The organism is Bacillus sp. A1 (assembly GCF_042296235.1).
Taxonomy (GTDB): Bacteria; Bacillota; Bacilli; order Bacillales; family Bacillaceae; genus Bacillus; species Bacillus velezensis.
In genome coordinates, this window is record NZ_CP141181.1 from 2,530,470 (window position 1) to 2,551,898 (window position 21,429).

The window sequence follows — 21,429 nt, forward strand, 5'->3', positions numbered from 1 at the left end:
ATTAATTTGCCGTAAGCTTTTTATAAATGACAGATCCGAGCCATCTTGCACAAAGGTTAAACAAGAGCACCGAAATCACCAGCACCGCCGAGCCGCCGTTTGCAATCGCTTCGGCGTCAGGGATGATTCCCTGCGTATTGACACTCCATATATGAACCGCCAGCGTCTCAGCCGGCCTGAAAATGTTGAAAGGAGATGATTCAGAAAACGGGTTCAAATCCGTAAAGTTCAGCCGCGGCGTTGTCAGTCCTGCTGTAAATAACAATGCGGCTGCTTCTCCGAATACTCTTCCTGATGCGAGAATGGCTCCGGTTAAAATCGAAGGAATCGCACTCGGAATCAGCACCGTTTTGACGGTATGCCATCTCGATACACCTAAAGCGAGAGAAGCTTCTTTCAGCTCCTTAGGAACTGCAGTGAGCGCGCCTTCTGTCACCCGGACCATAACGGGAAGGTTAAAGACGGTTAATGCGAGCGCGCCTCCGATAATCGTGTAGCCCCATCCGGTCAGGTTGACAAACATCAGCATGCCGAACATCCCGATGACAATGGACGGAAGCGAAGACAGCACCTCAATACACGTTCTGATAAAATCAGTGATTTTATTTTGGGGCGCATATTCTGCCATAAAGACGCCGCCCCCCACACCAAGCGGTATCGTGATCAGCATGGTGATAAACAGAATGTAAAAGGAGTTAAAAAGCTGATCCCGTATTCCGCCGCCTGACGCAATGGCGCTCGATTTTGACGTAAGAAAATGCAAGGAGATTTCAGAGACGCCGTGAATAAGAATGTACAAAAACAATCCTGCCAAAATCGCCGCGATTACAGCGGCGCATAACCCGAATACACCGGTGGCCAATTTATCCGTTATTTTCCGGTTCATTACACTTTCCTCCTAGATGACAAGTAGCGTATGAGCAATATAAACAGAAACGACATGATGAGAAGAACGAGCCCCATAGACCATAACGTATTATTTTCAATACTGCCGTATGTGGTATGGCCCATGTTTAACGTAATAATCGTCGTTAATGTTCCCGCCGTATCAAGCAGGCTTTCCGGCAGAAGCTTTGTATTTCCGATAACCATCTGTACGGCGAGTGCTTCTCCGAACGCTCTTGCCATCCCGAGCACGACAGCGGTCAGCAATGTCGGAAACGCCGCCGGGATAAGCACCTTTCTGATTGTCTGCCACCTCGTCGCACCAAGCGCATATGAACCGTCGCGAAGGTGTTTCGGAAGTGACGCAAGCGCATCAGCGGAAATCGATGTAACAGTCGGCAGAATCATTACCGAGAGTACGATCGTCCCCGCCAGAAGGCTGTGACCCGTTCCGCTTGATTTAAAAGAGCCGATAAACGGAACCAATACTGTAAGACCTATGAATCCATAAACGACGGACGGAATGCCGACAAGCAGCTCAATTACTGGCTGCAGCACCTTTTTTCCCCAAGTCGGCGCAATTTCCGTCATAAACACGGCACCCGCAATACCGAGGGGCGCTGCGATCAGAGCGGACAGAACGGTGACCGCAAATGATCCGAAAATAAAAGGCAGCGCGCCGAACTCAGGTTTTGCCTGGGCTGGATTCCAATTCAGACTTGTTAAGAACTCAATCGGGCTTACACCATTTACAAAAAAAGATTGCAGCCCCTTTATGCCGAGAAAAATTGTGATCGCCGCTGATGCCGCAATGATAATCGCGGCACACACAGACACAATCACCCTTCCGCGGACTTCATCCAATTGCCTGTTTTGTTTTGAGCTTATTAAGCGTTCGCTTACAGACTCTTTTTCTCTGTGATTTATCATTTGTTTACACTCCTATAAAGAAGAAGAGGCGGGGAGCCCGCCCTCCCCTCAGCTTTGCTTGCCGTTTGCGTCACGTGTGACTTTCATATCAGAGATCGGAATGTAGCCTTGATCTTTTACGATACTTTTCTGTACTTCATCGCTGTTCATATAGTCAAGAAACGTTTTTGTAAGGCCTGACGCTTCACCTTTCGTATAAGAGTGCTCGTAAGCCCAAATCGGATACTCGCCTGTGACGACGTTTTTCTCTTCCGGTTTGATGCCTCCGATCGATAAAGGCGTTACTTTGTCATCGTTTATATAAGAGAATGCCAGATAACCGATTGCTCCCGGCGTTTCCGCAATGATTTTTTTGACTGTATTGGAGGAATCCTCTGTAATGCCCTCAGCAGGATCTGCTCCGTCAAGCGCGTATTTGACGAACGTAGCGCGTGTTCCTGATGAATCAGGACGGTTCACGAGTGTAATTTTTTGATCTTTACCGCCAAGCTCTTTCCAGTTTTTAATTTTTCCTGTAAAGACGTCTGTCAGCTGTTTTTTGGTTATATCCTTTACGCCCGCACCGGGGTTGACCGCAGCCGCCATCGCCACTACCGCTACTCGGTGGTCTTTTAGGGCTTTTGCATCAATGCCTTCTTTTTCTTCAGCAAAGACATCTGAGTTGCCGATTTGCACTGCCCCTTCAGACACTTGCGAAAGACCTGTTCCTGAACCTCCCGCTTGCACCTGCACATCAGCATCCGGATGCTTTTCCATAAACTTTTCCGCCGCTGCCAGTACTAACGGCTGCATGGCTGATGAACCAGAAATGGTTAAAGAACCTGATGCTTTTTTATCCTCACTTGCAGATTGACTGTCTGTCTTGCCGCTTTCCTTTGCATTTCCGCATGCTGCAGCAACAATCATAACAGCAGCCATCAGAAGCATAAGCATCCATTTGTTTTTTTTCATTTCCTGAATTCCCCCTGCATTTAATGTGTAATTTGTCCTACACGTATAGAGTAAAGGGTTCTTGTAAAATGCGTATAAATCAAGTGTTAAGGTTTTGTAAATCCGGATGTTTTTTTGTATAAAAAAAACGCTCACAAGTTGTGAGCGTTTTTCTGTTAGTTGTTTGTATTGCCGTTTTCAGCGTCTTCCTGAATTTTATCTTCGTTTTTCTGCTTCGTATTATTATCTTCTTGTTTCTTTTTCAGCTCAAAGTATTTGTCCAGAGCTGCTTCCCCTATGTCGTTAGTTATAGAATACCTGTCATTATAATCTTCATAAGCCCATGGAACCACTACCGAAATAGCAACTTCAGGATGATCTGCAGGAGCATAAGCCACCAAGGTTGTGTTATAAGTATAAGCACCAGTTCTTGATTTTATAGGTCCGTCATAGAAAGCTTGTGCTGTTCCAGTTTTACCGGCAGGGTTATAACTTTTATTAGCAAAATTTGCTCTCGCAGTCCCTTGAGCTCCATTCATAACAAGTTTAAAACCTTGTTGAACACGTTTAATTTCACTTTCCGTCATATCAAGACGGTTCATCACTTCCGGATTAACAGATTCAACGACGGCCCCGATACCTTTTTTTGAAGGTTTTCTTACTTCTTTCACGACTTGGGGCTTCATACGATAGCCACCATTAGCAATGGTCGATACATACTGAGCCATTTGAAGCGGAGTGTATGTGTCATATTGGCCAATCGCAAAATCAAGCAAGAAACCTGACTGCCTTTTAGTTCCCACATATCCTGTAGCTTCGTTAGGCAGATCAATTCCTGTTTTTACCCCTAAACCGAATTCACTGAAGTAATAACGAAATTTATCAAATGCGCTGTAATCAAGCGGCAGTGAATGTCCTGATATATATTTACCCTTACCAATTGCAATTGCCGTTTTGAACATATAAACGTTAGATGAACGCTCAAGTGCAGTTAAATCATTTATTGGCCCCATTACACTTACCGATTTTTTAGGAGGAGAGCCTTTAATATTTAAAACTTCATCCGTAAATATATTTCCGATTTTAATAGCACCTGTTTGATAACCTGTTAACAGTGTTGCCCCTTTTACAGCTGAGCCCATGTTGTAAGAGGAAGTCATTGTTCCTAGTGCATAATCGTCAATTTTATATTTGCCGTCTACTTGTTTAATCTGTTTACCCGCCATTGTAAGCACTTCTCCATTACGGGGATCCATCATTACGACAAATGCTCTGTCAAGCAACTGTGTACTCGGTCTTGCCTTTGCAGCCCTTAAATTTTTCTCAATAATTTTTTCAACGTCTTTTTGCAATTCGGTATCTATAGTAAGCACTAAATCATCCCCGGCTTTACCTTTTGATACCGTTTCTGTATCTGTTACGTTTCCAGAGGAATCTGTCACATTTCTCACTTTCTCTTTTTGGCCCTGCAGCAGATTTTCATATTGATACTCTAAATAACTTTTTCCTACTCTGTCATTCCTGCTGTAGCCGAGTGACAAATAATGCTCAAGAAGATTTGAAGGAAGTCCCTCATTGGAGCTCGAGACACTGCCGAGAACTGATTTTAACAACCCTTTATTTGGATAAGACCGTTCCCAGTCAGACGTCACGTCAACCCCCGGCAGTTCATCTAAATGTTCGCTGACGACGGCCATTTCTTTTGCCGACACGCCTTCATTTTTGATGTATTGAGGCGTCAGGGAGTATCCTGAATCCATCTGTCTTTTGATCGCAAGGATCTGCATGTCTTTTGAAGTGAGCTCATTCAGCTGTTTGTCTGTGATGCGTTTCAGCTGAAGCTGATATAAATCATCGTCAGACAGTTTTTTGTCTTCAGCTTTTTGGTTTTCTTCGGCCGTAATCAGTTTTTTCGCTTCATCAGGCCTTGTTAACATCCAATAGTCTTTTTTATCCCGCTCAGTCACCTTTTTGGTGCTTACCTTAATCATACCCGACAGTTTTTTTGCGATTTTTAAACGCTGCGCCTGGGTGGTTGAGGCTGAACGTGTATATGTAATCGCATTTAATGCTTTATTCGTTACGATGGGATTTAGGTTCCGGTCGTATATTTTCCCTCTCGGAACCGCCGTGCTGACATCAGACTCCTCTTGCTTATTAGCGGCGTTTTTATAATCATCACCCTGAACGATCTGCTTGATGCCAAGCTCGACGATAATCCAAGTGAAAATAAGAAACGCAACCAAAAACAAAAAATTAAGCCGGATTGGCAGTGATTTTTTCTTTTCTTTGTTTACAGCTATTTTCTTTTTATTTCTCCTCATGACATCACCTTTTCTTATTTACAGAAAGAAATGACACCTTCTGTTCAGGTGCCATTTTTCATTCTAAAGGTTTTTTCGATATTTTTCTACAGATAACCCTTTTATCTTTCTCCTTTTATAAAATTCGGTTCCGCCGCCTGTTTTTGTCGGTCTTCTTCTACTGTTTCATCAGAAGTTTCCGTATCCAGTTTGATGTCTTTTATAAAGTAATAAATCAGCGGATGCCCGGCTCCGAGCAGCACGAGCGCCGCCGGTATCCCCACTTTTTCCTTGAACAATGTAACGATTACAAGGAAACAAAGGATGGAAACGATCCGGCCCGCATTTAAAAATAACTCCCTGAGCACAATGTATTCAATTCTGGCTTTTCTGGCAAGCCGCGCCCGGCCTATCACATCATATGTAAGCGAGACATACGGCACGAGCAGAACTGGATAGCCGATCGCAATAAACACTCCGTACAAAAGGAGCGTCGTGAAGCTCATTTTAAAAATAATGAGAAACAGAGCGCCGTACAAGATCAATCCGCCGATAAGAATCGCCTTTTTCCGCGCTCTTTTTTTGATGAGCCTTGATGCAAAATAATAGGCAAAAAAAGAAACCGCGGAATTGACGAGGCCGAATGTTCCGAGCGCCAGCTCACTGTTTGTCGCAATGAATACAAATACGCTGATTAAAAAAACAAAAATCCCTTCTCTCAAGCCTTGAAAAAAGTGCGCGTTGGTAATCCGGCGCCAATTCAGATTCGTGTGGCGCTCATCAAAAACTTTTTTCAGCATAAACCGGCCTTTCGACTCCCTCCGCTTCAGAAAAAAGCTCATGACCACGGCAAGGGCAAATAAGCCGAGCGACAGGCTGAAAATGATTGTATAACCCGTATTGTTTTCAAGTCTTGAAATGACATATCCGGCCACAATCGGACCGATCATGCCCGCCGATGAAGACAAAATGCCTAAAAACCCGTTAAAAAAATCTCTCGTTTCCGGTTCCGTGATTTCGAAAGTCAGCACATTAAAAGCCAGCCAGTAAAAGCCGTATCCAACTCCGAGCACGGCCCCTATCAAAACAAGACGGGAAGCCGCAGTTTCTCCGGCAAGCAGCACACTTAAATAAAAAGCGGCCAAAAAGATAACGCCGAACCTGAGAATAAACACTCTGTCAATTTTTTTAGCCAGCCGGCCCGCCAGCAGAAAGGTAACCGGCTGCATCGTCACGACCGACAAATTGTATATGGCCAAATCAATAAATTTTCCCGACTGCTTCCACAAATACACGTTGACAAAAGTATTTGACAGCGCGATGCCCAATGAGTAAAGGCCGCCAATCGTCAATAACAGCAGCAGCCCTTTATTTATTTCGATGTCGCCGATAATTTTTTTTATTTTGCTCATCATTGACTCCCCTTTACTACACATTAGTTTGTCTCACTCAAACTGAGATATGTAAAAGGAATCAAAGTCAATAAAAAAACAAGGTCTCCCGCGGGAGACCTTGTTTGATCGAACTATTTATTTTGCTTCGCTGTAAAGACGGGCAACTTCATCCCAGTTCACAACATTCCAGAAAGCTGAAATGTAATCAGGACGGCGGTTTTGGTAGTTCAGGTAGTACGCGTGCTCCCAAACATCAAGACCGAGAACAGGTGTTTTACCCTCTGAAAGCGGTGAATCTTGGTTTGGCGTGCTTGTAATTTCAAGTTTGCCGTTGTTTACAACGAGCCAAGCCCAGCCTGAACCGAAACGGCCTGCAGCTGCTGCGGCGAATTTTTCTTTAAATTGATCGAAGCTTCCGAACGTGCTTTTGATCTCTTCAGCAAGCTCACCAGTCGGTTCGCCTCCGCCGTTCGGAGATAAAAGAGTCCAGAATAAAGAGTGGTTTGCATGTCCGCCGCCATTGTTGCGGACTGCCGTGCGGATGTCCTCCGGCACTGCGTTCAAATCAGCAACAAGCTCATCTACAGATTTCTCTGCAAGCGCTGATCCTTCGATCGCTTTGTTGAGGTTTGTCACGTATGTGTTATGGTGCTTCGTATGGTGAATCGTCATCGTTTCCTTATCGATATGAGGTTCTAAAGCATCATAAGCGTAAGGCAATTCTGGAAGTTTGTAAGCCATAATTTTTTCCTCCTTTAAATATATGTACTGAAATGCCGCTTAACGCGAACTTTTCTAATCTCAATGTAACAAAAGAAAGCGTGGTAATCAATGAAAAAGCTCACAATCCGGCGATTCCAGCAGACATATTACACTTTATCCGTTCACGGCCGAAATTAAACCTTTCTAAAGCACCGTCCATAAGAAATATCCGATCATAAAGAGCTGAATGACGCCTTTTGCCGCCACGCTTGTTAAAAAGCCGATTAACGAGCCGAGCCCCACTTTTGCCGCGGACTTGATATCCTTTTGATGAACAAACACCTCAGCGCAGACAGCACCGATAAATGGGCCTAATATAATGCCTGCCACGGGAATAACGAAGGGCCCGATCAATAATCCGATCGTGCTTCCCCAGATTGCCGCCCTGCTTCCTCCGTACCTTTTAACGCCAAGTAAATTTGACACATAGTCAGCTGCGAATAAAACGGCCGCAAATACCGCCTCAATGAGCCAAAACAGGTAAGAATAAGGACTGAAGGAAAACAAAAATCCGTAGAGAAGAAAACCGGCCACAATAAAAATAACGCTTGGAATCACCGGATATACAAGCCCGATAAAAGCAATGACGAAGACCGCAATGATCATCAGCCAATACAAAACACTCATGACAAAAACACCCTCCTTTGTTTTGCGGGCGATCACCGTTTCCCGCTTTATCTTATTATGTATGATTCCTTATCACTGCTTTAAATACTCTCACTTGTGTTCATCCCCTGTGAACGATACAATAAGCAACATATACCAGTTTAGGCTAGGAAGTGAAGATGTTGAACATATTTACGGCTTTATTGAAAAGTACATACTCTCCGGCAGATATTGCAAAAACACGGTTTCAGGGGATAGGAAAAGCGATCCTTTATGTATTTTTGCTGTCTGTCCTTTTTACGCTGCCAAGCGCTTATTACCTTTGCTCCGGCACCGTAAACTCAATGAACGGTTTCAAAACCGTGTTAAAGAAAGATTTCCCTGATTTCAGCATTTCAAACGGAGAATTGCAGACGAAAGCGTCCGCCTCTAAGGAAACGGAAGCGAACGGGTTCGTCATCGTGTTTGATCCGACGGATGCTTACGGCGCTAAACAAATAGCGGCGAAACAAAATGCGATCGGCATTTTGAAAAATAAAATGGTGCTTGCTGTAGACGGACAGGCGACAGAAATGAATTATTCGCTGATGCCTGCTGATATCACAAAAAAAGAAATCATATCTGCATTAAACCAAAATAAAACGATGATCGTCACCGTCCTGTCCGTTCTGCTGTTCATCATGACAGCGGCCGGAAAATTCATTGAAGTATCATTTCTCGCCGTCATCGGCCTGATATTGAAAAATGCGCAAAGAAAGACATTGAATTACCAGCAGCTCTGGAAGCTTTCGGCTTATTCCATTACACTTTCGACCATATTCTTTACGATCATGCGCGCGCTTGTTATTACGGTGCCGAGTGAATTTTTAGTGAATTGGTTTGTAAACTTTATCATCCTTTTCCTCGTCTTAAAAGAGATACCGCCAAGAAAAACAGCTGTGTAACAAAGACTGCCCCCGGCGGTCTTCTTTTTTGTCATGAACAAAATGGGACAAGCATACAATGAAGTAAAAATGTATGCGGGAGGCGGTTGGAATGAAGCGGCTTACTTTTGTATTCGGCAGTTTATTTGTGATATTCATTATCTTTTACGATCTTAAAATCGGCACGATCCCTTCTCAAGACCTTCCGGCATACGCAGCGGCGGCACAGCCAGCCCAACAGGAATCTTCATACAGAACGGTTACGGTCAAAAAAGGCGATACGGTGATGTCGATAGTCGGCGCACATAAAGCGCCAGATGATATTGCACAAGATTTTGAAGCGCTGAATCCGAATGTAAAAGCAAACGCCATTCAGGCAGGCACCGCTTATAAATTCCCCGTCTACCGCAATTAAACGTTAATTTCTTGTCAGTTCGGCAAATACACTGTTACAATATAACATGTAAATAGAAGTTGCCTGACATGTAAAAGGCTCAGCCTGCAAAAGCGGTAACTACAATTAAGGAGCGATTGACAAGTGAGTGAAATCACACATCGTACAAAAACGCGTCCCGTCAAAGTGGGACCTTTAACAATAGGCGGAAATAACGAAGTCGTCATTCAGAGTATGACGACGACCAAAACACACGACGTAGAAGCAACAGTTGCGGAAATCAACCGTTTAGCCGAAGCCGGCTGCCAAATTGTCCGGGTGGCATGTCCGGACGAACGCGCCGCTAACGCGATTGCCGACATCAAAAAACAAATTTCCATCCCTCTCGTTGTCGATATTCATTTTGACTACAAGCTTGCATTAAAAGCAATTGAGGGCGGCGCCGACAAAATCAGAATCAACCCGGGTAACATCGGCCGCCGCGAAAAAGTGGAAGCCGTCGTAAAAGCGGCGAAAGAAAAAGGAATTCCGATCCGGATCGGCGTAAACGCGGGTTCTTTGGAAAAACGCATTTTAGAAAAATACGGCTATCCGACTGCTGACGGAATGGTTGAGAGTGCGCTTCATCATATCAAAATCCTGGAAGACCTTGACTTTCATGACATCATCGTCAGCATGAAAGCGTCTGACGTCAATCTAGCCATAGAAGCATACGAAAAAGCGTCAAAAGCATTTGATTATCCGCTCCACCTCGGAATTACAGAATCGGGCACGCTGTTTGCCGGAACGGTAAAAAGCGCGGCCGGACTCGGAGCGATTTTAAGCAAAGGAATCGGAAACACGCTCCGGATCTCTCTGAGCGCCGACCCGGTTGAAGAAGTAAAAGTAGCCAGAGAACTGCTGAAATCATTCGGTCTTGCTTCAAACGCGGCTACGCTTATTTCATGCCCGACATGCGGACGGATCGAAATTGATCTTATCAGCATCGCCAATGAAGTGGAAGAATATATTTCTAAAGTTAAAGCGCCGATTAAAGTAGCGGTTCTCGGATGTGCCGTTAACGGACCGGGCGAAGCAAGAGAAGCCGATATCGGGATTGCCGGCGCGCGCGGCGAAGGACTTCTTTTCCGCAAAGGCCAAATCGTCCGCAAAGTTCCTGAAGAAACCATGGTCGAAGAGCTGAAAAAAGAAATCGACAAGCTGGCAGAAGAACACTACGCAAAGCTTGAAGCGGAAAAAGCAAAAGCAGAACAAGAAACACAAAAAGCTTGACGGATATTCCGCCAAGCTTTTTTTTGCGTTGTGTTAAAAAAACGGTGTAATGAAGATGCCGAGCACAAGGGAAACAATACCGATTCCCATCGCCCATCCGCCTAAAGCGCCTGCTCCTCTTCTTCTGGCGATATAGCCGACGATAATGCCGCATGCCCCTAATAAAACAGGGAGCACAAACAGGGAAATGATAGAAATAGCCAATGCTGCATACCCTATCCCCCGGCCTTCACTTACTCCGTCCCGGTTATCATCACGGTCTGCTGCCCGGTCAGAAGCACGATATGGCTCTGAAATTTCAGCCGCTGTTTCTTCTGAATAAACATCACGCGTGATATCGGTTCCTTCCGATCCATGATCCACATAGTATTCGTTGCCTTTTCGATTTTCGTAATCGTATGCCACCTTCAATTCCCCCTTTTTCTTTTATGAAAGGAGCTTTTTTAGTTTCCGCGTTTTTTACGGATTCATGTTTGCTAAACTTTTCTGGTATTGTTAATTGTTTATGTTACACTTGAAGGGATGAATTTAAGGAGTGTGGACATGTTACGGTTAGGTATAGATATTGACGGCACAGTTACGGCACAGGATACATTTGTCCCTTATTTAAACCGCTCATTTCATCTTTCCATTACCTTGGATGATATGACTGATTATGATCTGACGAAGCTTTTGAACATTACAGACGAGGAATTTTGGGAATGGATGAACGTTCATGAAGCAGCCATATATAAAGAAGCGAAGCTCGCGGAATTTGCCAAGCAGGCACTGGACGGACTGAAAGAAGAGCACCGTCTGATCTACATTACGGCAAGACGCGGCCACTTAGAAGATGTTACGCTGGACTGGTTTGCAAACCGGGACATTCATTACGATCACATTGAGCTTGTCGGAGGCCATCACAAAGTGGAAGCCGTCAAAAAACACGGCATTGATTTATTTTTCGAAGATCACCACGGCAATGCGACAATGATCGCAAAAGAAGCAGGCATTCCGGTTATCCTTTTTAACTCCCCATATAATCAGCTCCCCATCGATTCCAATATTATCAGGGTGCAGAATTGGCTTGAAGCCGTCGCCTGGATTAATAAAAACAAACATAGCTTTCAGCATGTGAAAAGCTGAAAAAAAACCTCCTGTATAAGCAGGAGGTTTTTTATCGGCACGCCGGACAGGTGCCGTAAATTTCAAACTTATGGCCGCTGATTTCATACCCTTCCAAATCATCGTGCAGCTTATCCATCGGACAGGACTCAATTTCCTTCGTTTTCCCGCAGGTTAAACAGATAAAATGGTGATGATGATGGGTATAAGAGCATGTAAAACGGAACAGTTTTTCTCCGGAAAGCTCCGTCGTTTCCAAAATGCCGAGTTCTTCATATAACGAAAGATTTCTGTATATGGTATCAAAGCTCAGACCCGGATAGTCGTCATTTAATGCGGCAAGCACGTTTTTGGCGGTCAGATATTTATCAGAATCAGCAAAAAGCTGCAGCATGTCTTCTCGCTTACTCGTATATTTATACCCTTTTTCTTTCAGCAGGTTCAACGCTTCTTGTACGTTCATGAGGACCTCCCCTTTACAACACGGTATCGCTCCAAAAAGAAAATGGCAGCTGTCTGAACAGCAGGCCATTTTCTTATGATGTATCAAATTATACCTATAAAATGATGAAAAGTAAATGAAAGCCTAGTGAATCGCGGTTTTGAACTTACCGCCCCTCGTTTCATGGGTATTCATGATCGTAATAAAGGCGTTTTTATCAATTTCAAACACAATGGATTTCAATTTAGTCACTTCAAGCCTTGTCACGACCGCGTAAATGACTTCTTTGGTTTCATCCGTATATCCGCCTTTTCCCTGAAGCTTGGTGGTTCCCCGTCCAAGCCGGTGCAATATAGCATCTGAGATCTCAGCATATTGCTCTGCAACAATAATGACCGCTTTTGTTTCATCAAGCCCCTGGATGACGGCGTCAATCGTTTTCATGGCAATATAATAGGTCATGAAAGAATACATTGCCTGCTCCGGACCGAACACAAAACCGGCCCAAATGAAAATAAACACATTGATGAGCATAACGAATTCCCCGACTGAAAAGGGCAGCTTTTTCGTGAGAAGGATACCGAGGATTTCAGTACCGTCCATCGAGCCTCCGTTTCGGATGACAAGGCCTACCCCGAAACCGAGCAAAAGCCCCCCGAATACCGTCGCCAAAATAGGCTGGGTCGTAATGGCCTCCACATGGTGCAATGAGGATTCAATCAGCGCTAAACCGACGATTCCGATAACAGTAGAGATGAGAAATGTTTTTCCGATATATTTATATCCGAAAATCATAAATGGAATGTTGAGTAACACAACGAATAAGGCAAAATTGAGGAGGGGATTGGACATAAAGAGGTGGTCTAAAATTAATGAAACACCGATAATGCCTCCGTCGATAAAATTATTAGGGACCAGAAACAATTCAATACTTACGGCGGCTGAACCCGCCCCGATCAGAATCATAATGACCCTGAAGATAAAGTGTAAAAATGATTCTCTTTTATGCTGTTTATTTGGGGTCATAAAATCTCCTTTCCTATAATAACTATTTTAAACAGTAAGCAACTTTATTTTACCATTAAAAGCTGTAACATTTTAATGATCTGCTCAATACATTATGTCTAAAGAGGTGAAAGTATCGATGATTTTAATACAAAGAATTATTTTGCAGCGGCTCAATCAAGTCACTGCGGACGATCTGCTGAAGTATTCCAAGCAATACGGAATCAGCATTACGAGGAGTCAAGCGGCTGAGGTAGCGGCTCTGATGCACGGAAAAAACATCAATATTTTTGATGATCAGGAGCGGCTGCGCCTGCTGAAAAAAGTGGAAACGATAACCTCAAAAGAAACGGCGCGGAAAGTTGACGAACTTTTCAATCAATTCTCAGGGTAAGAAAGGAGGGACACCCGCCCCTCCTTTCTTTCTTATTGAGCTGATATTTTTTCAAGAAGCTCCTTATCAAACTGCTTTTCTTTCAGCATTTCGATTTCAAAACGGTACGGCGGCTTCTTATTTTTCTTGTCTTCGCCTACATACGGTGTTTCGAGGATTTTCGGAATATCGGCAAGCTGCTCGTGATGAACGATGTACTGCAGAGCGTCAAAACCGATCTCTCCGAACCCGATATTTTCATGGCGGTCTTTCCGGGCGCCTTTGATATTTTTACTGTCGTTAACATGAAGGACTTTTATCCGATCGATGCCGACGATTTTATCAAACTCGTTAAGAACACCGTCAAAATCATTAGCGACATCATACCCGGCGTCATGGGTGTGGCAAGTGTCAAAGCAGACGGATAGATGTTCATTATGCGTGACTCCCGCAATGATCTCGGCCAGCTCTTCAAAGCTTCTTCCGCATTCTGATCCTTTGCCCGCCATTGTTTCCAGCGCAATCTGCACGTTTTGACCGGGAACAATCACTTCGTTTAAACCTTCAATGATTTTTTTGATGCCCGTCTCAGCCCCGGCTCCGACATGCGCTCCTGGATGAAGCACGATTTGTTTCGCGCCGATCGCTGCCGTTCTTTCAATTTCAGAACGCAGAAAATCAACGCCCAGCTCAAACGTTGCCGGATTTGTCGTATTTCCGATGTTAATGATGTACGGCGCATGCACGACAATCTCGTCGATGCCGTTTTCCTTCATATGGGCGCGGCCCGCTTCAATATTCAAGTCTTCAATTTTTTTGCGGCGCGTGTTTTGGGGAGCGCCCGTATAGATCATAAATGTATTCGCCCCGTACGAAACAGCTTCCTTGCTTGCGGCAAGGAGCATATGTTTTCCGCTCATTGAGACGTGTGAACCTATTTTCAGCAACCCGATTCCCCTACTTTCCTTTGTTAGATTTGTTTCTTCTCTGCTTTCTTTTTATCTTTTCCATTTCGTAGCTCATTTTCTTTTTATAGCCCGGCTTCACTTTTTTCGGTTTTTTCACGAGGCGCTTCGCCATTTGGTCGGCCTCATTCTCCGATTTTTTGCGTTTTTTGCGGCGGTGGCGGTCATCGCCTTTCTTCCATTCGCCGTTTACAAGCTCCGCATAGTCAAACACAATACCCATCTTTTCGAGTCTTACGAGCGCATCTTCGTCAGAAAGCTCATAAATGGTCAGTGCTTGACCTGATGAACCGGCGCGTGCAGTTCTACCGACGCGGTGAACATAAAAATCCAGATCGTCCGGAAGCTCATAGTTGATGACGTGGCTTACGCCTTTAATGTCAATTCCTCTTGCCGCAAGGTCTGTCGCAATGACATAAGTGAATTCCAGATCATTAATCTGCTTCATTACCTTCTTACGCTCACGCGGCGTTAATCCCCCGTGCAGAAGACCGATCCTCATGCCCTTTTCAGTCAGATATTTCGCAATATGGTCAGCCGTGTTTTTCGTATTTGCAAACACAATGCCCAGATAAGGGTTCAGATGAGACATCATATCAAAAAGCAGTTTGTCTTTATCACGCTGTTTAGAAGGAACCAAAACATGTTCAATCTTTTCGGCTGTGATTCTTTTCGGCTCAACATGCGCGTACTTCGGATTTTCCATATACTTTTTCAAAAACGGCTTCAGCTTTTCCGGAATCGTAGCTGAGAACACTAGCATCTGAAGTTCTTCCGGCATACGCGATCCGATGAAATCAACGTCTTCTAAAAAGCCCATGTCAAGCATCAGATCAGCTTCGTCAATGACGAGAGACTGCGCTTTATAGACGTTCAATGCCTGCGCCTTAATCAGATCCGCGATCCGGCCCGGCGTTCCGACGACGAGATGAGGCTGTGTTTTCAGCTTATCAATTGATTTTTGCTTGTCCGTCCCGCCGATGAAGCATTTTGTCCGGATCGGCTCATCTTCCGCACCCTGTGTGATTTTGAGCGCTTCCTGATGAATCTGATTGGCAAGCTCTCTCGTCGGCGCCGTGATAACAGCCTGTACCGTATCAGAACCCGGATCAATCTGATTCAAAATTGGCAATAAATAGGCGTGGGTTTTCCCCGTCCCCGTCTGGGACTGCCCGATCACGCTTTCGTTTTTCAGTACGGCAGGTATCAGACGCTTTTGAATATCTGTCGGTTCATAAAAACCAAGGCGGTGAACTGCATCTATAATAAACGGTTTTAAGTTGTATCCATCAAATTTAGTTTCTTTCATTTTTCCCAGCTCCTTAAAGCGGCACATTCTGTGTCCATCATCACATTATAACCGATTTTACTTAAAAACACCATGTCTCGGGGGAATCCTGTTTTCGAGACAGAAAAGCAAATGCCCCCTCCGATGCATATTGTAATAGCAGAGAGACAGAAAGGAGGTACAAGTATGTTTCCACAGCAGCCGATGAGAAATATGGCGCAGCAGGGCCGGCCGTTTATGAATCCGCGTATGATGATGGGAGGAAGACCGTCATTGCCGGGCCGGCAGCTTTTCCCTCAGCAGCAGATTGCCGGAGCGGGCCTGAGAAACGCAGGCACGGGCGGCGGAGGGGGCTTAAAAGGGATGCTTTCCCGTTTTTTACCCGGTTCAGGAGGAGGAAGCGCTGCCGCGTCGGCACCGGCGGCGGCCAGCGGAGGAGCAGGTGCAGGACTGCAGGGAATACAGAACCTGGCAAGTCCGGCATCCCTGTCGAGCATGCTCGGCAATGTTCAGAAGGTGCTCGGCGTGGCGCAGCAGGTTACGCCGATGATCCAGCAGTACGGTCCTTTAGTACGGAGTCTGCCCGCCATGATGAAGCTTTACAGCCAATTAAGCAGCAGTGATGACGAGAATGAATCTGACGAGACGAAAGAAACAGACGAACAGGACAAAAAGGATGAAGCTGAAAAAACAGATGAAACAGAAGATGAAAACAAATCAGACGCCTCATCCAAAACATCAAAGAAGACGTCTGAAAAAGCATCCGCTTCAAAAGAAAAAGACGCCGCACAGGCAGACTCAGCGGAACAGCCGCGTCCAAAAAGAACATCGGGCAGATCAAAGCCGAAATTATATATTTAACATTCTTTGATATCTCACGAAAGATTAGCTATAATGAGATCAGAAGAATGCAAGATTTGAGCCGTTTAACTACGGCTTTTTATATTGCCTCTACACTCACTTTTGATAGGAGGACATCTACATTGAACGTTATCAAAATATCGCCGCGCGGCTACTGTTACGGCGTTGTTGATGCCATGGTCATAGCTAAAAACGCGTCACTCGATAAAACACTGCCAAGACCTATATATATACTCGGAATGATTGTTCATAATAAGCATGTCACAGATGCGTTTGAGGAAGACGGCATTTACACGCTTGACGGCACAAACCGTCTGGAGATTTTAAAGCAGGTGGAAAAAGGAACCGTTATTTTCACGGCTCACGGGGTATCTCCGGAAGTAAGAAAAGTCGCTGAGGAAAAAGGGCTCGTTACGATTGACGCCACATGCCCGGACGTCACGAAAACACATGACTTAATCCGGAAAGTAAAAGCTGAAGGCTATCACGTCATATACATCGGCAAAAAAGGCCACCCCGAGCCTGAAGGAGCCGTCGGCGTCGCTCCTGAAATCGTTCATCTCGTTGAAACAGAGGAAGACGTGAGAAATCTCGATATTCAGGCTGAGAAATTAATCGTTACAAACCAAACGACAATGTCCCAGTGGGACGTCCACGATATTATGGAATCAGTCAAAGAAAAGTACCCGTACGTGGAATACCATCAGGAAATCTGCCTGGCCACACAGGTTCGTCAAGAAGCTGTATCAGAGCAGGCAAAAAAAGCGGACTTAACCATTGTTGTCGGTGATCCGAAAAGCAATAACTCCAACAGACTGGCGCAAGTGTCAGAAGAAATCGCCGGAACAAAAGCCTACCGAATCGGAGACATCAGTGAACTGAAGCTCGAATGGCTGAAAGACGTCAATACCGTCGCCATTACCGCAGGCGCATCAACACCGACACCGATTACAAAGGAAGTCATCCGCTTTTTAGAGCAGTTTGACCACAACGATGAATCGACATGGCAGCTTGAACACAGTGTGCCGCTTAAAAAAATCCTTCCGAAAGTAAAAATAAAAAACTGAGGCCCGGGGCCTCAGTTTTTTTATAAGAAGGTAAATGGGTTTGTATCTGTTTCGGAAGCGAAAATGCGCACGTCATAGTTTTTCTCTCCGGCCATTGCCGTAAGCTTCTCAGCCGTGCCTTTTCTCATGATCTTTTCAGCATAATGCCCAGGGTCCACAACGTTTAATCCCATCATCATCGCATCATGCGCTACATGGAAATAAAGATCGCCCGTCACGTAAACATCTGCACCCTTCCGCTTTGCCTGATAAATATATTTATTTCCGTCACCGCCAAGAACCGCGACTTTTTTCACCTTGCTGTTTCGCTCTCCGACCATCCGGACTCCGTTAACGTCAAACTTTTCTTTCACAAACAGAGCAAACTCTTCAAGCGTCATGTCTTGCTGAAGTTTTCCGATGCGGCCGAGCCCTTTTTCAAGCGGAGACTGCTCCACCGGATAAATATCATATGCCACTTCTTCATACGGATGGCTTTTTTTCAGCGCTTTTACGACGGTTTTCTCCATACTTGCCGGAAAAACGGTCTCAAGTCTCACTTCATGGACGAGCTCCAGTTCTCCCGTCTGCCCGATAAACGGTTCTGCCCCGTCCAGCGGCTTAAAGCTGCCGATTCCCTCAGAGGAGAACGCGCAATGGCTGTAATTGCCGATATGTCCCGCTCCGGCGTTGCCGAGTGCGGTTCTTACAGCTTCTTCATAGTCTTTCGGAACATATACGGCAAGCTTTTTCAGCGGGTCCGAATATGTCGGGACGAGCACTTCTGTGTCTGTCAGACCGAGAGCTTCGGCAAGCAGGTCATTAACACCGCCGTCCGCTACATCAAGATTCGTATGAGCCGCATATACGGCAATATCATGCTTTATACATTTCTCAATCAGTCTTCCGCCAGGCTGATCAGTGGTGATCTGTTTAAGCGGCCGAAAAATCGGCGGATGGTGGGCGATAATTAAGTCAACTTTTTTCTCAATGGCTTCATCTACCGTTTGTTCCAGAACATCCAGTGTCACCATGACATTTTTCACCGGCTTATTCAATGTACCGATCTGCAGGCCGATTTTGTCTCCTTCCACCGCAAAAGCCTTCGGTGAAAATTGTTCAAACAGCTGGATGATTTCCTGTCCGTTCACATGTTTAGGCATGTCCGATTACCTCCTTCAGCAGAGAGATCCGCTCTTTCAATTCAGCTAATTTTTCATGATTTTCATGCTTTGCGCTGCGGCTGATCTGTTCATAAATTTGTTCAGTATGCTTAAGTTCCTGGCTCCATTTCCGAAGAAACACTTCATTCCTCTCTTTTAATAAAAACGGACCCGCAAGCATTCCGGCAGCCATCGGCACGTCCCGATAAGGCGCATCACGGTCGCCAGTTTCCGCAACGAGGATTTCATAACACTTTCCGTCTTCTTCGAGAATCACTTCATCAAGCAGTTCATAGCCTTCCTGATACAGCCACTCTCTTATATGAACGGCATGAATATTCGGCTGCAGAATCAGCCGTTCACGCCCCGTCAATTTCGTTTTCCCCGATTCCAAAATATGAGCGATCAGTGCTCCGCCCATGCCGGCGATTGTAATGGCGCCGGCTTCTCCTTTTTCAAGGACGCTCAGCCCGTCACCTTTCCTTACGGAGATAAGAGTGCTTAAGTCCAGTTTTTCCACCTGCTGTTTGGCGGATAGATACGGCCCGTCTGTAATTTCACCGGCGATTGCCCGGCTTGCCAAATGATTCAAAACGGCATAGCAAGGAAGATACGCGTGGTCCGACCCGATATCAGCAACCAGGGCACCCGGAGGGATATATTCCGCCACAGACTGCAATCTTTTAGATAACTTCATTTCATTCACAATATCACAACTTTTCTCAGGTTCTTTTTCCTTTACTATCATATAAAAAAACCGCCCGGAATCCAAGCGGCGGATAGAGTTTTTCATATGTCTTTTATATAGGGACCGGTAAAGCTTTATTTAATGTCAGAAACCCATTTTGCCATGTCATCCAGCTTTTCGGCCGGCACAAGGCCCGCGGGCATCCCGTTGCCGCCTTTTTCAATTTTTGTTTTAATCTCAGCGACATCTTTTCTTTTGCCGACGCCTTTTAAGTTCGGCCCTGACACACCTTCATAGTTTTCCCCGTGACAGGTGATGCAGTTCGCTTTATAAATCTCTTCAGGTGAAGCGTTTGCAGTTTCCTTCTCGGCATTTTTGCTTTCACCGCCGCTTGCGATCTGATGCGCATCTCCGTTGCCTTTTACAGCTAAAAAGAAAGTCAGCCCTATTCCCAGCACTGCAATGAGCAAAAAAGGAATCAGCGGATTCCACTTCATATCTCCATCCCCCTTTTTCATTCTCCCCCTATGTAAACACTTCTAATTCTAACTTATTTTTACAAAAAGTAAATGGTCTTGCTCAGCAATTTCATTGATTTCACAATTTATACAAAAAGCAAAAATAACTGTTTTGTTTATCACAAAATTATCTTTATTCTATTGTATAATGAATTGTATACGCTTACAATAAAGAATATAAATAAACTTATCTCATTTTCCCCCTTTCAGGACATGCCGCATTTTTTCCGAACTCATTTGCAAAACATATGCTTATCCAGTAAAATAAAGGTATATTATCCATATATCTTATACATAAAAAAGAACGGATCAAAAAGACCCGTTCCATTCTATTCGAGAAAATCCTTCAGACGTTTGCTTCTGCTCGGATGTCTCAATTTGCGAAGCGCTTTTGCTTCAATTTGGCGAATACGCTCTCTCGTTACTCCAAACACTTTGCCGACTTCTTCCAAAGTTCTTGTGCGTCCGTCATCCAGACCGAAACGGAGACGCAGCACGTTTTCTTCACGATCTGTCAACGTATCCAGCACATCTTCCAGCTGTTCTTTTAAAAGCTCATATGCCGCATGATCCGACGGAGATGTCGCTTCCTGGTCTTCGATGAAGTCACCGAGATGTGAGTCGTCTTCTTCACCGATCGGCGTTTCTAAAGAAACAGGCTCTTGAGCAATTTTTAATATTTCACGGACTTTTTCAGGCGTAAGATCCATGTCTTCAGCAATCTCTTCCGGTGTCGGCTCTCTGCCAAGATCCTGAAGAAGCTGACGCTGCACCCGGATTAATTTGTTGATGGTTTCCACCATGTGAACCGGGATACGGATTGTTCTCGCCTGGTCAGCGATGGCGCGTGTAATCGCCTGTCTGATCCACCAAGTCGCATACGTACTGAATTTATATCCTTTACGGTAGTCAAACTTCTCGACGGCTTTCATGAGACCCATGTTTCCTTCTTGGATCAAGTCTAAGAAAAGCATGCCGCGGCCGACATACCGTTTAGCAATGCTGACAACTAAACGAAGGTTTGCTTCAGCCAGTCTGCGTTTAGATTCCTCGTCACCCTCTTCAATTTTTTGAGCGTAGGTGATTTCTTCTTTAGCAGAAAGAAGATTTACCCGTCCGATTTCCTTAAGGTACATGCGGACTGGATCATTGATCTTTACGCCAGGCGGTACGCTGAGGTCATTAAGGTCAAATTCTTCTTCGGCTTTGGCAAGCTGTTGAATATTAGGATCTTCCGTTTCTTCATTTTCACTAATTAATTCAACACCTTGTTCTCCTAAAAATTCATAATACTCATCCATTTGGTCTGATTCAATTTCAAAGCTGGACATGCGTTCAGCAATTTCTTCATATGTTAAAACGCCACGTTTTTTTCCAGTTTCAGTAAGCTGTTCTTTTACCTGGTCTAATGTAAGTTCTGTTTCTGTTTCGTGGGTTTGTTTATCAGCCATTATGGATCCCTCCTTCCAAAGCTTGCAACGAATTCTAAAAGCGGTATGTTTCTTATCCGACCCGGAAGCCTTCTCTCTTTTTCAGCATGCAGGGCTGCGGATAATAAATGACAATTCATGATGAGG

At 44.9% G+C, this 21,429-nt stretch carries 23 protein-coding genes; 7 read left to right on the plus strand and 16 right to left on the minus strand.

All coding sequences use genetic code 11. The features are described 5' to 3' along the window. Nucleotide 1 precedes the first annotated feature (1 nt). From pstA to U2H13_RS12330, 7 genes are all read right to left on the minus strand, one after another. Complete coding sequence (gene pstA / locus U2H13_RS12300) at nt 2-886, minus strand: phosphate ABC transporter permease PstA (protein WP_007408306.1); 885 nt, start codon at nt 884-886, stop codon at nt 2-4. Then, nucleotides 886-1,815, minus strand: coding sequence for a phosphate ABC transporter permease subunit PstC (gene pstC / locus U2H13_RS12305; protein WP_179156083.1), 930 nt, complete (start codon nt 1,813-1,815; stop codon nt 886-888). Before pstC ends, pstA begins: the two co-directional genes overlap by 1 nt. Before the next feature lie 48 nt (nt 1,816-1,863). Beyond that, nucleotides 1,864-2,766 (minus strand): phosphate ABC transporter substrate-binding protein, encoded by a 903-nt coding sequence (locus U2H13_RS12310; protein ID WP_007408304.1) that lies wholly within the window; start codon nt 2,764-2,766, stop codon nt 1,864-1,866. 155 nt (nt 2,767-2,921) lie between these two features. After that, complete coding sequence (locus U2H13_RS12315) at nt 2,922-5,069, minus strand: penicillin-binding protein 2 (RefSeq protein WP_022552950.1); 2,148 nt, start codon at nt 5,067-5,069, stop codon at nt 2,922-2,924. Between the two features lie 101 nt (nt 5,070-5,170). Further along, nucleotides 5,171-6,460: an MFS transporter gene (locus tag U2H13_RS12320; protein ID WP_012118002.1), complete on the minus strand. Its 1,290-nt coding sequence runs from the start codon at nt 6,458-6,460 to the stop codon at nt 5,171-5,173. Between the two features lie 117 nt (nt 6,461-6,577). Then, the gene (gene sodA / locus U2H13_RS12325; protein ID WP_003153025.1) at nt 6,578-7,183 is read right to left on the minus strand and encodes a superoxide dismutase SodA; all 606 of its coding nucleotides are present in this window, start codon (nt 7,181-7,183) and stop codon (nt 6,578-6,580) included. A gap of 165 nt (nt 7,184-7,348) precedes the next feature. Beyond that, on the minus strand, nt 7,349-7,831 hold the full coding sequence (locus U2H13_RS12330) for a DUF456 domain-containing protein (RefSeq protein ID WP_014418393.1): 483 nt from the start codon (nt 7,829-7,831) through the stop codon (nt 7,349-7,351). A 158-nt stretch (nt 7,832-7,989) separates the two neighbouring features. Here U2H13_RS12330 and U2H13_RS12335 point away from each other — a divergent pair, with 158 nt between their 5' ends. The 3 genes from U2H13_RS12335 to ispG all read left to right on the plus strand — a co-directional run bounded on the left by U2H13_RS12335 (nt 7,990) and on the right by ispG (nt 10,399). Beyond that, the gene (locus U2H13_RS12335) at nt 7,990-8,754 is read left to right on the plus strand and encodes a DUF1189 domain-containing protein (RefSeq protein ID WP_014418394.1); all 765 of its coding nucleotides are present in this window, start codon (nt 7,990-7,992) and stop codon (nt 8,752-8,754) included. Between the two features lie 91 nt (nt 8,755-8,845). Further along, nucleotides 8,846-9,148, plus strand: coding sequence for a LysM domain-containing protein (locus U2H13_RS12340; protein WP_095061023.1), 303 nt, complete (start codon nt 8,846-8,848; stop codon nt 9,146-9,148). Nucleotides 9,149-9,280: 132 nt separating this feature from the next. After that, nucleotides 9,281-10,399, plus strand: coding sequence for a flavodoxin-dependent (E)-4-hydroxy-3-methylbut-2-enyl-diphosphate synthase (gene ispG / locus U2H13_RS12345; protein WP_169510269.1), 1,119 nt, complete (start codon nt 9,281-9,283; stop codon nt 10,397-10,399). A 33-nt stretch (nt 10,400-10,432) separates the two neighbouring features. On the opposite strand, the gene U2H13_RS12350 is transcribed toward ispG, so the two are convergent. Beyond that, nucleotides 10,433-10,810, minus strand: a complete 378-nt coding sequence (locus U2H13_RS12350; protein ID WP_089072446.1) for a DUF308 domain-containing protein — start codon at nt 10,808-10,810, stop codon at nt 10,433-10,435. Nucleotides 10,811-10,942: 132 nt separating this feature from the next. Between U2H13_RS12350 and U2H13_RS12355 the strand changes: the two genes are divergently transcribed. Then, entirely contained in the window at nt 10,943-11,524 is a 582-nt protein-coding gene (locus U2H13_RS12355; RefSeq protein ID WP_007408297.1) for a nucleotidase, read from the plus strand. 31 nt (nt 11,525-11,555) lie between these two features. On the opposite strand, the gene U2H13_RS12360 is transcribed toward U2H13_RS12355, so the two are convergent. Both U2H13_RS12360 and U2H13_RS12365 read right to left on the minus strand, forming a co-directional pair. Beyond that, nucleotides 11,556-11,966 carry a Fur family transcriptional regulator gene (locus tag U2H13_RS12360; RefSeq protein ID WP_003153018.1) on the minus strand — a complete coding sequence of 137 codons (411 nt, stop codon included), beginning with the start codon at nt 11,964-11,966 and terminating at the stop codon, nt 11,556-11,558. Nucleotides 11,967-12,089: 123 nt separating this feature from the next. Beyond that, on the minus strand, nt 12,090-12,971 hold the full coding sequence (locus U2H13_RS12365) for a YitT family protein (RefSeq protein ID WP_007408296.1): 882 nt from the start codon (nt 12,969-12,971) through the stop codon (nt 12,090-12,092). A 118-nt stretch (nt 12,972-13,089) separates the two neighbouring features. Here U2H13_RS12365 and U2H13_RS12370 point away from each other — a divergent pair, with 118 nt between their 5' ends. After that, the gene (locus tag U2H13_RS12370) at nt 13,090-13,344 is read left to right on the plus strand and encodes a DUF2624 domain-containing protein (RefSeq protein WP_014418397.1); all 255 of its coding nucleotides are present in this window, start codon (nt 13,090-13,092) and stop codon (nt 13,342-13,344) included. Between the two features lie 32 nt (nt 13,345-13,376). On the opposite strand, the gene U2H13_RS12375 is transcribed toward U2H13_RS12370, so the two are convergent. After that, nucleotides 13,377-14,270, minus strand: coding sequence for a deoxyribonuclease IV (locus tag U2H13_RS12375; protein ID WP_014418398.1), 894 nt, complete (start codon nt 14,268-14,270; stop codon nt 13,377-13,379). Between the two features lie 10 nt (nt 14,271-14,280). Then, entirely contained in the window at nt 14,281-15,597 is a 1,317-nt protein-coding gene (locus U2H13_RS12380) for a DEAD/DEAH box helicase (protein WP_121984387.1), read from the minus strand. Between the two features lie 165 nt (nt 15,598-15,762). Here U2H13_RS12380 and vrrA point away from each other — a divergent pair, with 165 nt between their 5' ends. Together vrrA and U2H13_RS12390 are read left to right on the plus strand one after the other, a co-directional pair. Then, a complete protein-coding gene (vrrA, locus tag U2H13_RS12385; RefSeq protein ID WP_121984386.1) occupies nt 15,763-16,437 on the plus strand; it encodes a VrrA/YqfQ family protein in 675 nt (224 codons plus the stop codon). Nucleotides 16,438-16,559: 122 nt separating this feature from the next. Further along, complete coding sequence (locus U2H13_RS12390; protein ID WP_029973409.1) at nt 16,560-17,504, plus strand: 4-hydroxy-3-methylbut-2-enyl diphosphate reductase; 945 nt, start codon at nt 16,560-16,562, stop codon at nt 17,502-17,504. A 20-nt stretch (nt 17,505-17,524) separates the two neighbouring features. Here the strand turns inward: U2H13_RS12390 and U2H13_RS12395 are convergent, their stop codons facing one another. The 4 genes from U2H13_RS12395 to rpoD all read right to left on the minus strand — a co-directional run bounded on the left by U2H13_RS12395 (nt 17,525) and on the right by rpoD (nt 21,303). Further along, complete coding sequence (locus tag U2H13_RS12395) at nt 17,525-18,646, minus strand: Nif3-like dinuclear metal center hexameric protein (RefSeq protein WP_015240228.1); 1,122 nt, start codon at nt 18,644-18,646, stop codon at nt 17,525-17,527. Next, the gene (locus U2H13_RS12400) at nt 18,639-19,343 is read right to left on the minus strand and encodes a tRNA (adenine(22)-N(1))-methyltransferase TrmK (protein ID WP_038460841.1); all 705 of its coding nucleotides are present in this window, start codon (nt 19,341-19,343) and stop codon (nt 18,639-18,641) included. Before U2H13_RS12400 ends, U2H13_RS12395 begins: the two co-directional genes overlap by 8 nt. A 125-nt stretch (nt 19,344-19,468) precedes the next feature. Beyond that, complete coding sequence (gene cccA, locus U2H13_RS12405) at nt 19,469-19,831, minus strand: cytochrome c550 (RefSeq protein ID WP_003152999.1); 363 nt, start codon at nt 19,829-19,831, stop codon at nt 19,469-19,471. Between the two features lie 350 nt (nt 19,832-20,181). Further along, nucleotides 20,182-21,303, minus strand: coding sequence for an RNA polymerase sigma factor RpoD (gene rpoD, locus U2H13_RS12410; protein WP_003152998.1), 1,122 nt, complete (start codon nt 21,301-21,303; stop codon nt 20,182-20,184). Between the last annotated feature and the right edge of the window lie 126 nt (nt 21,304-21,429).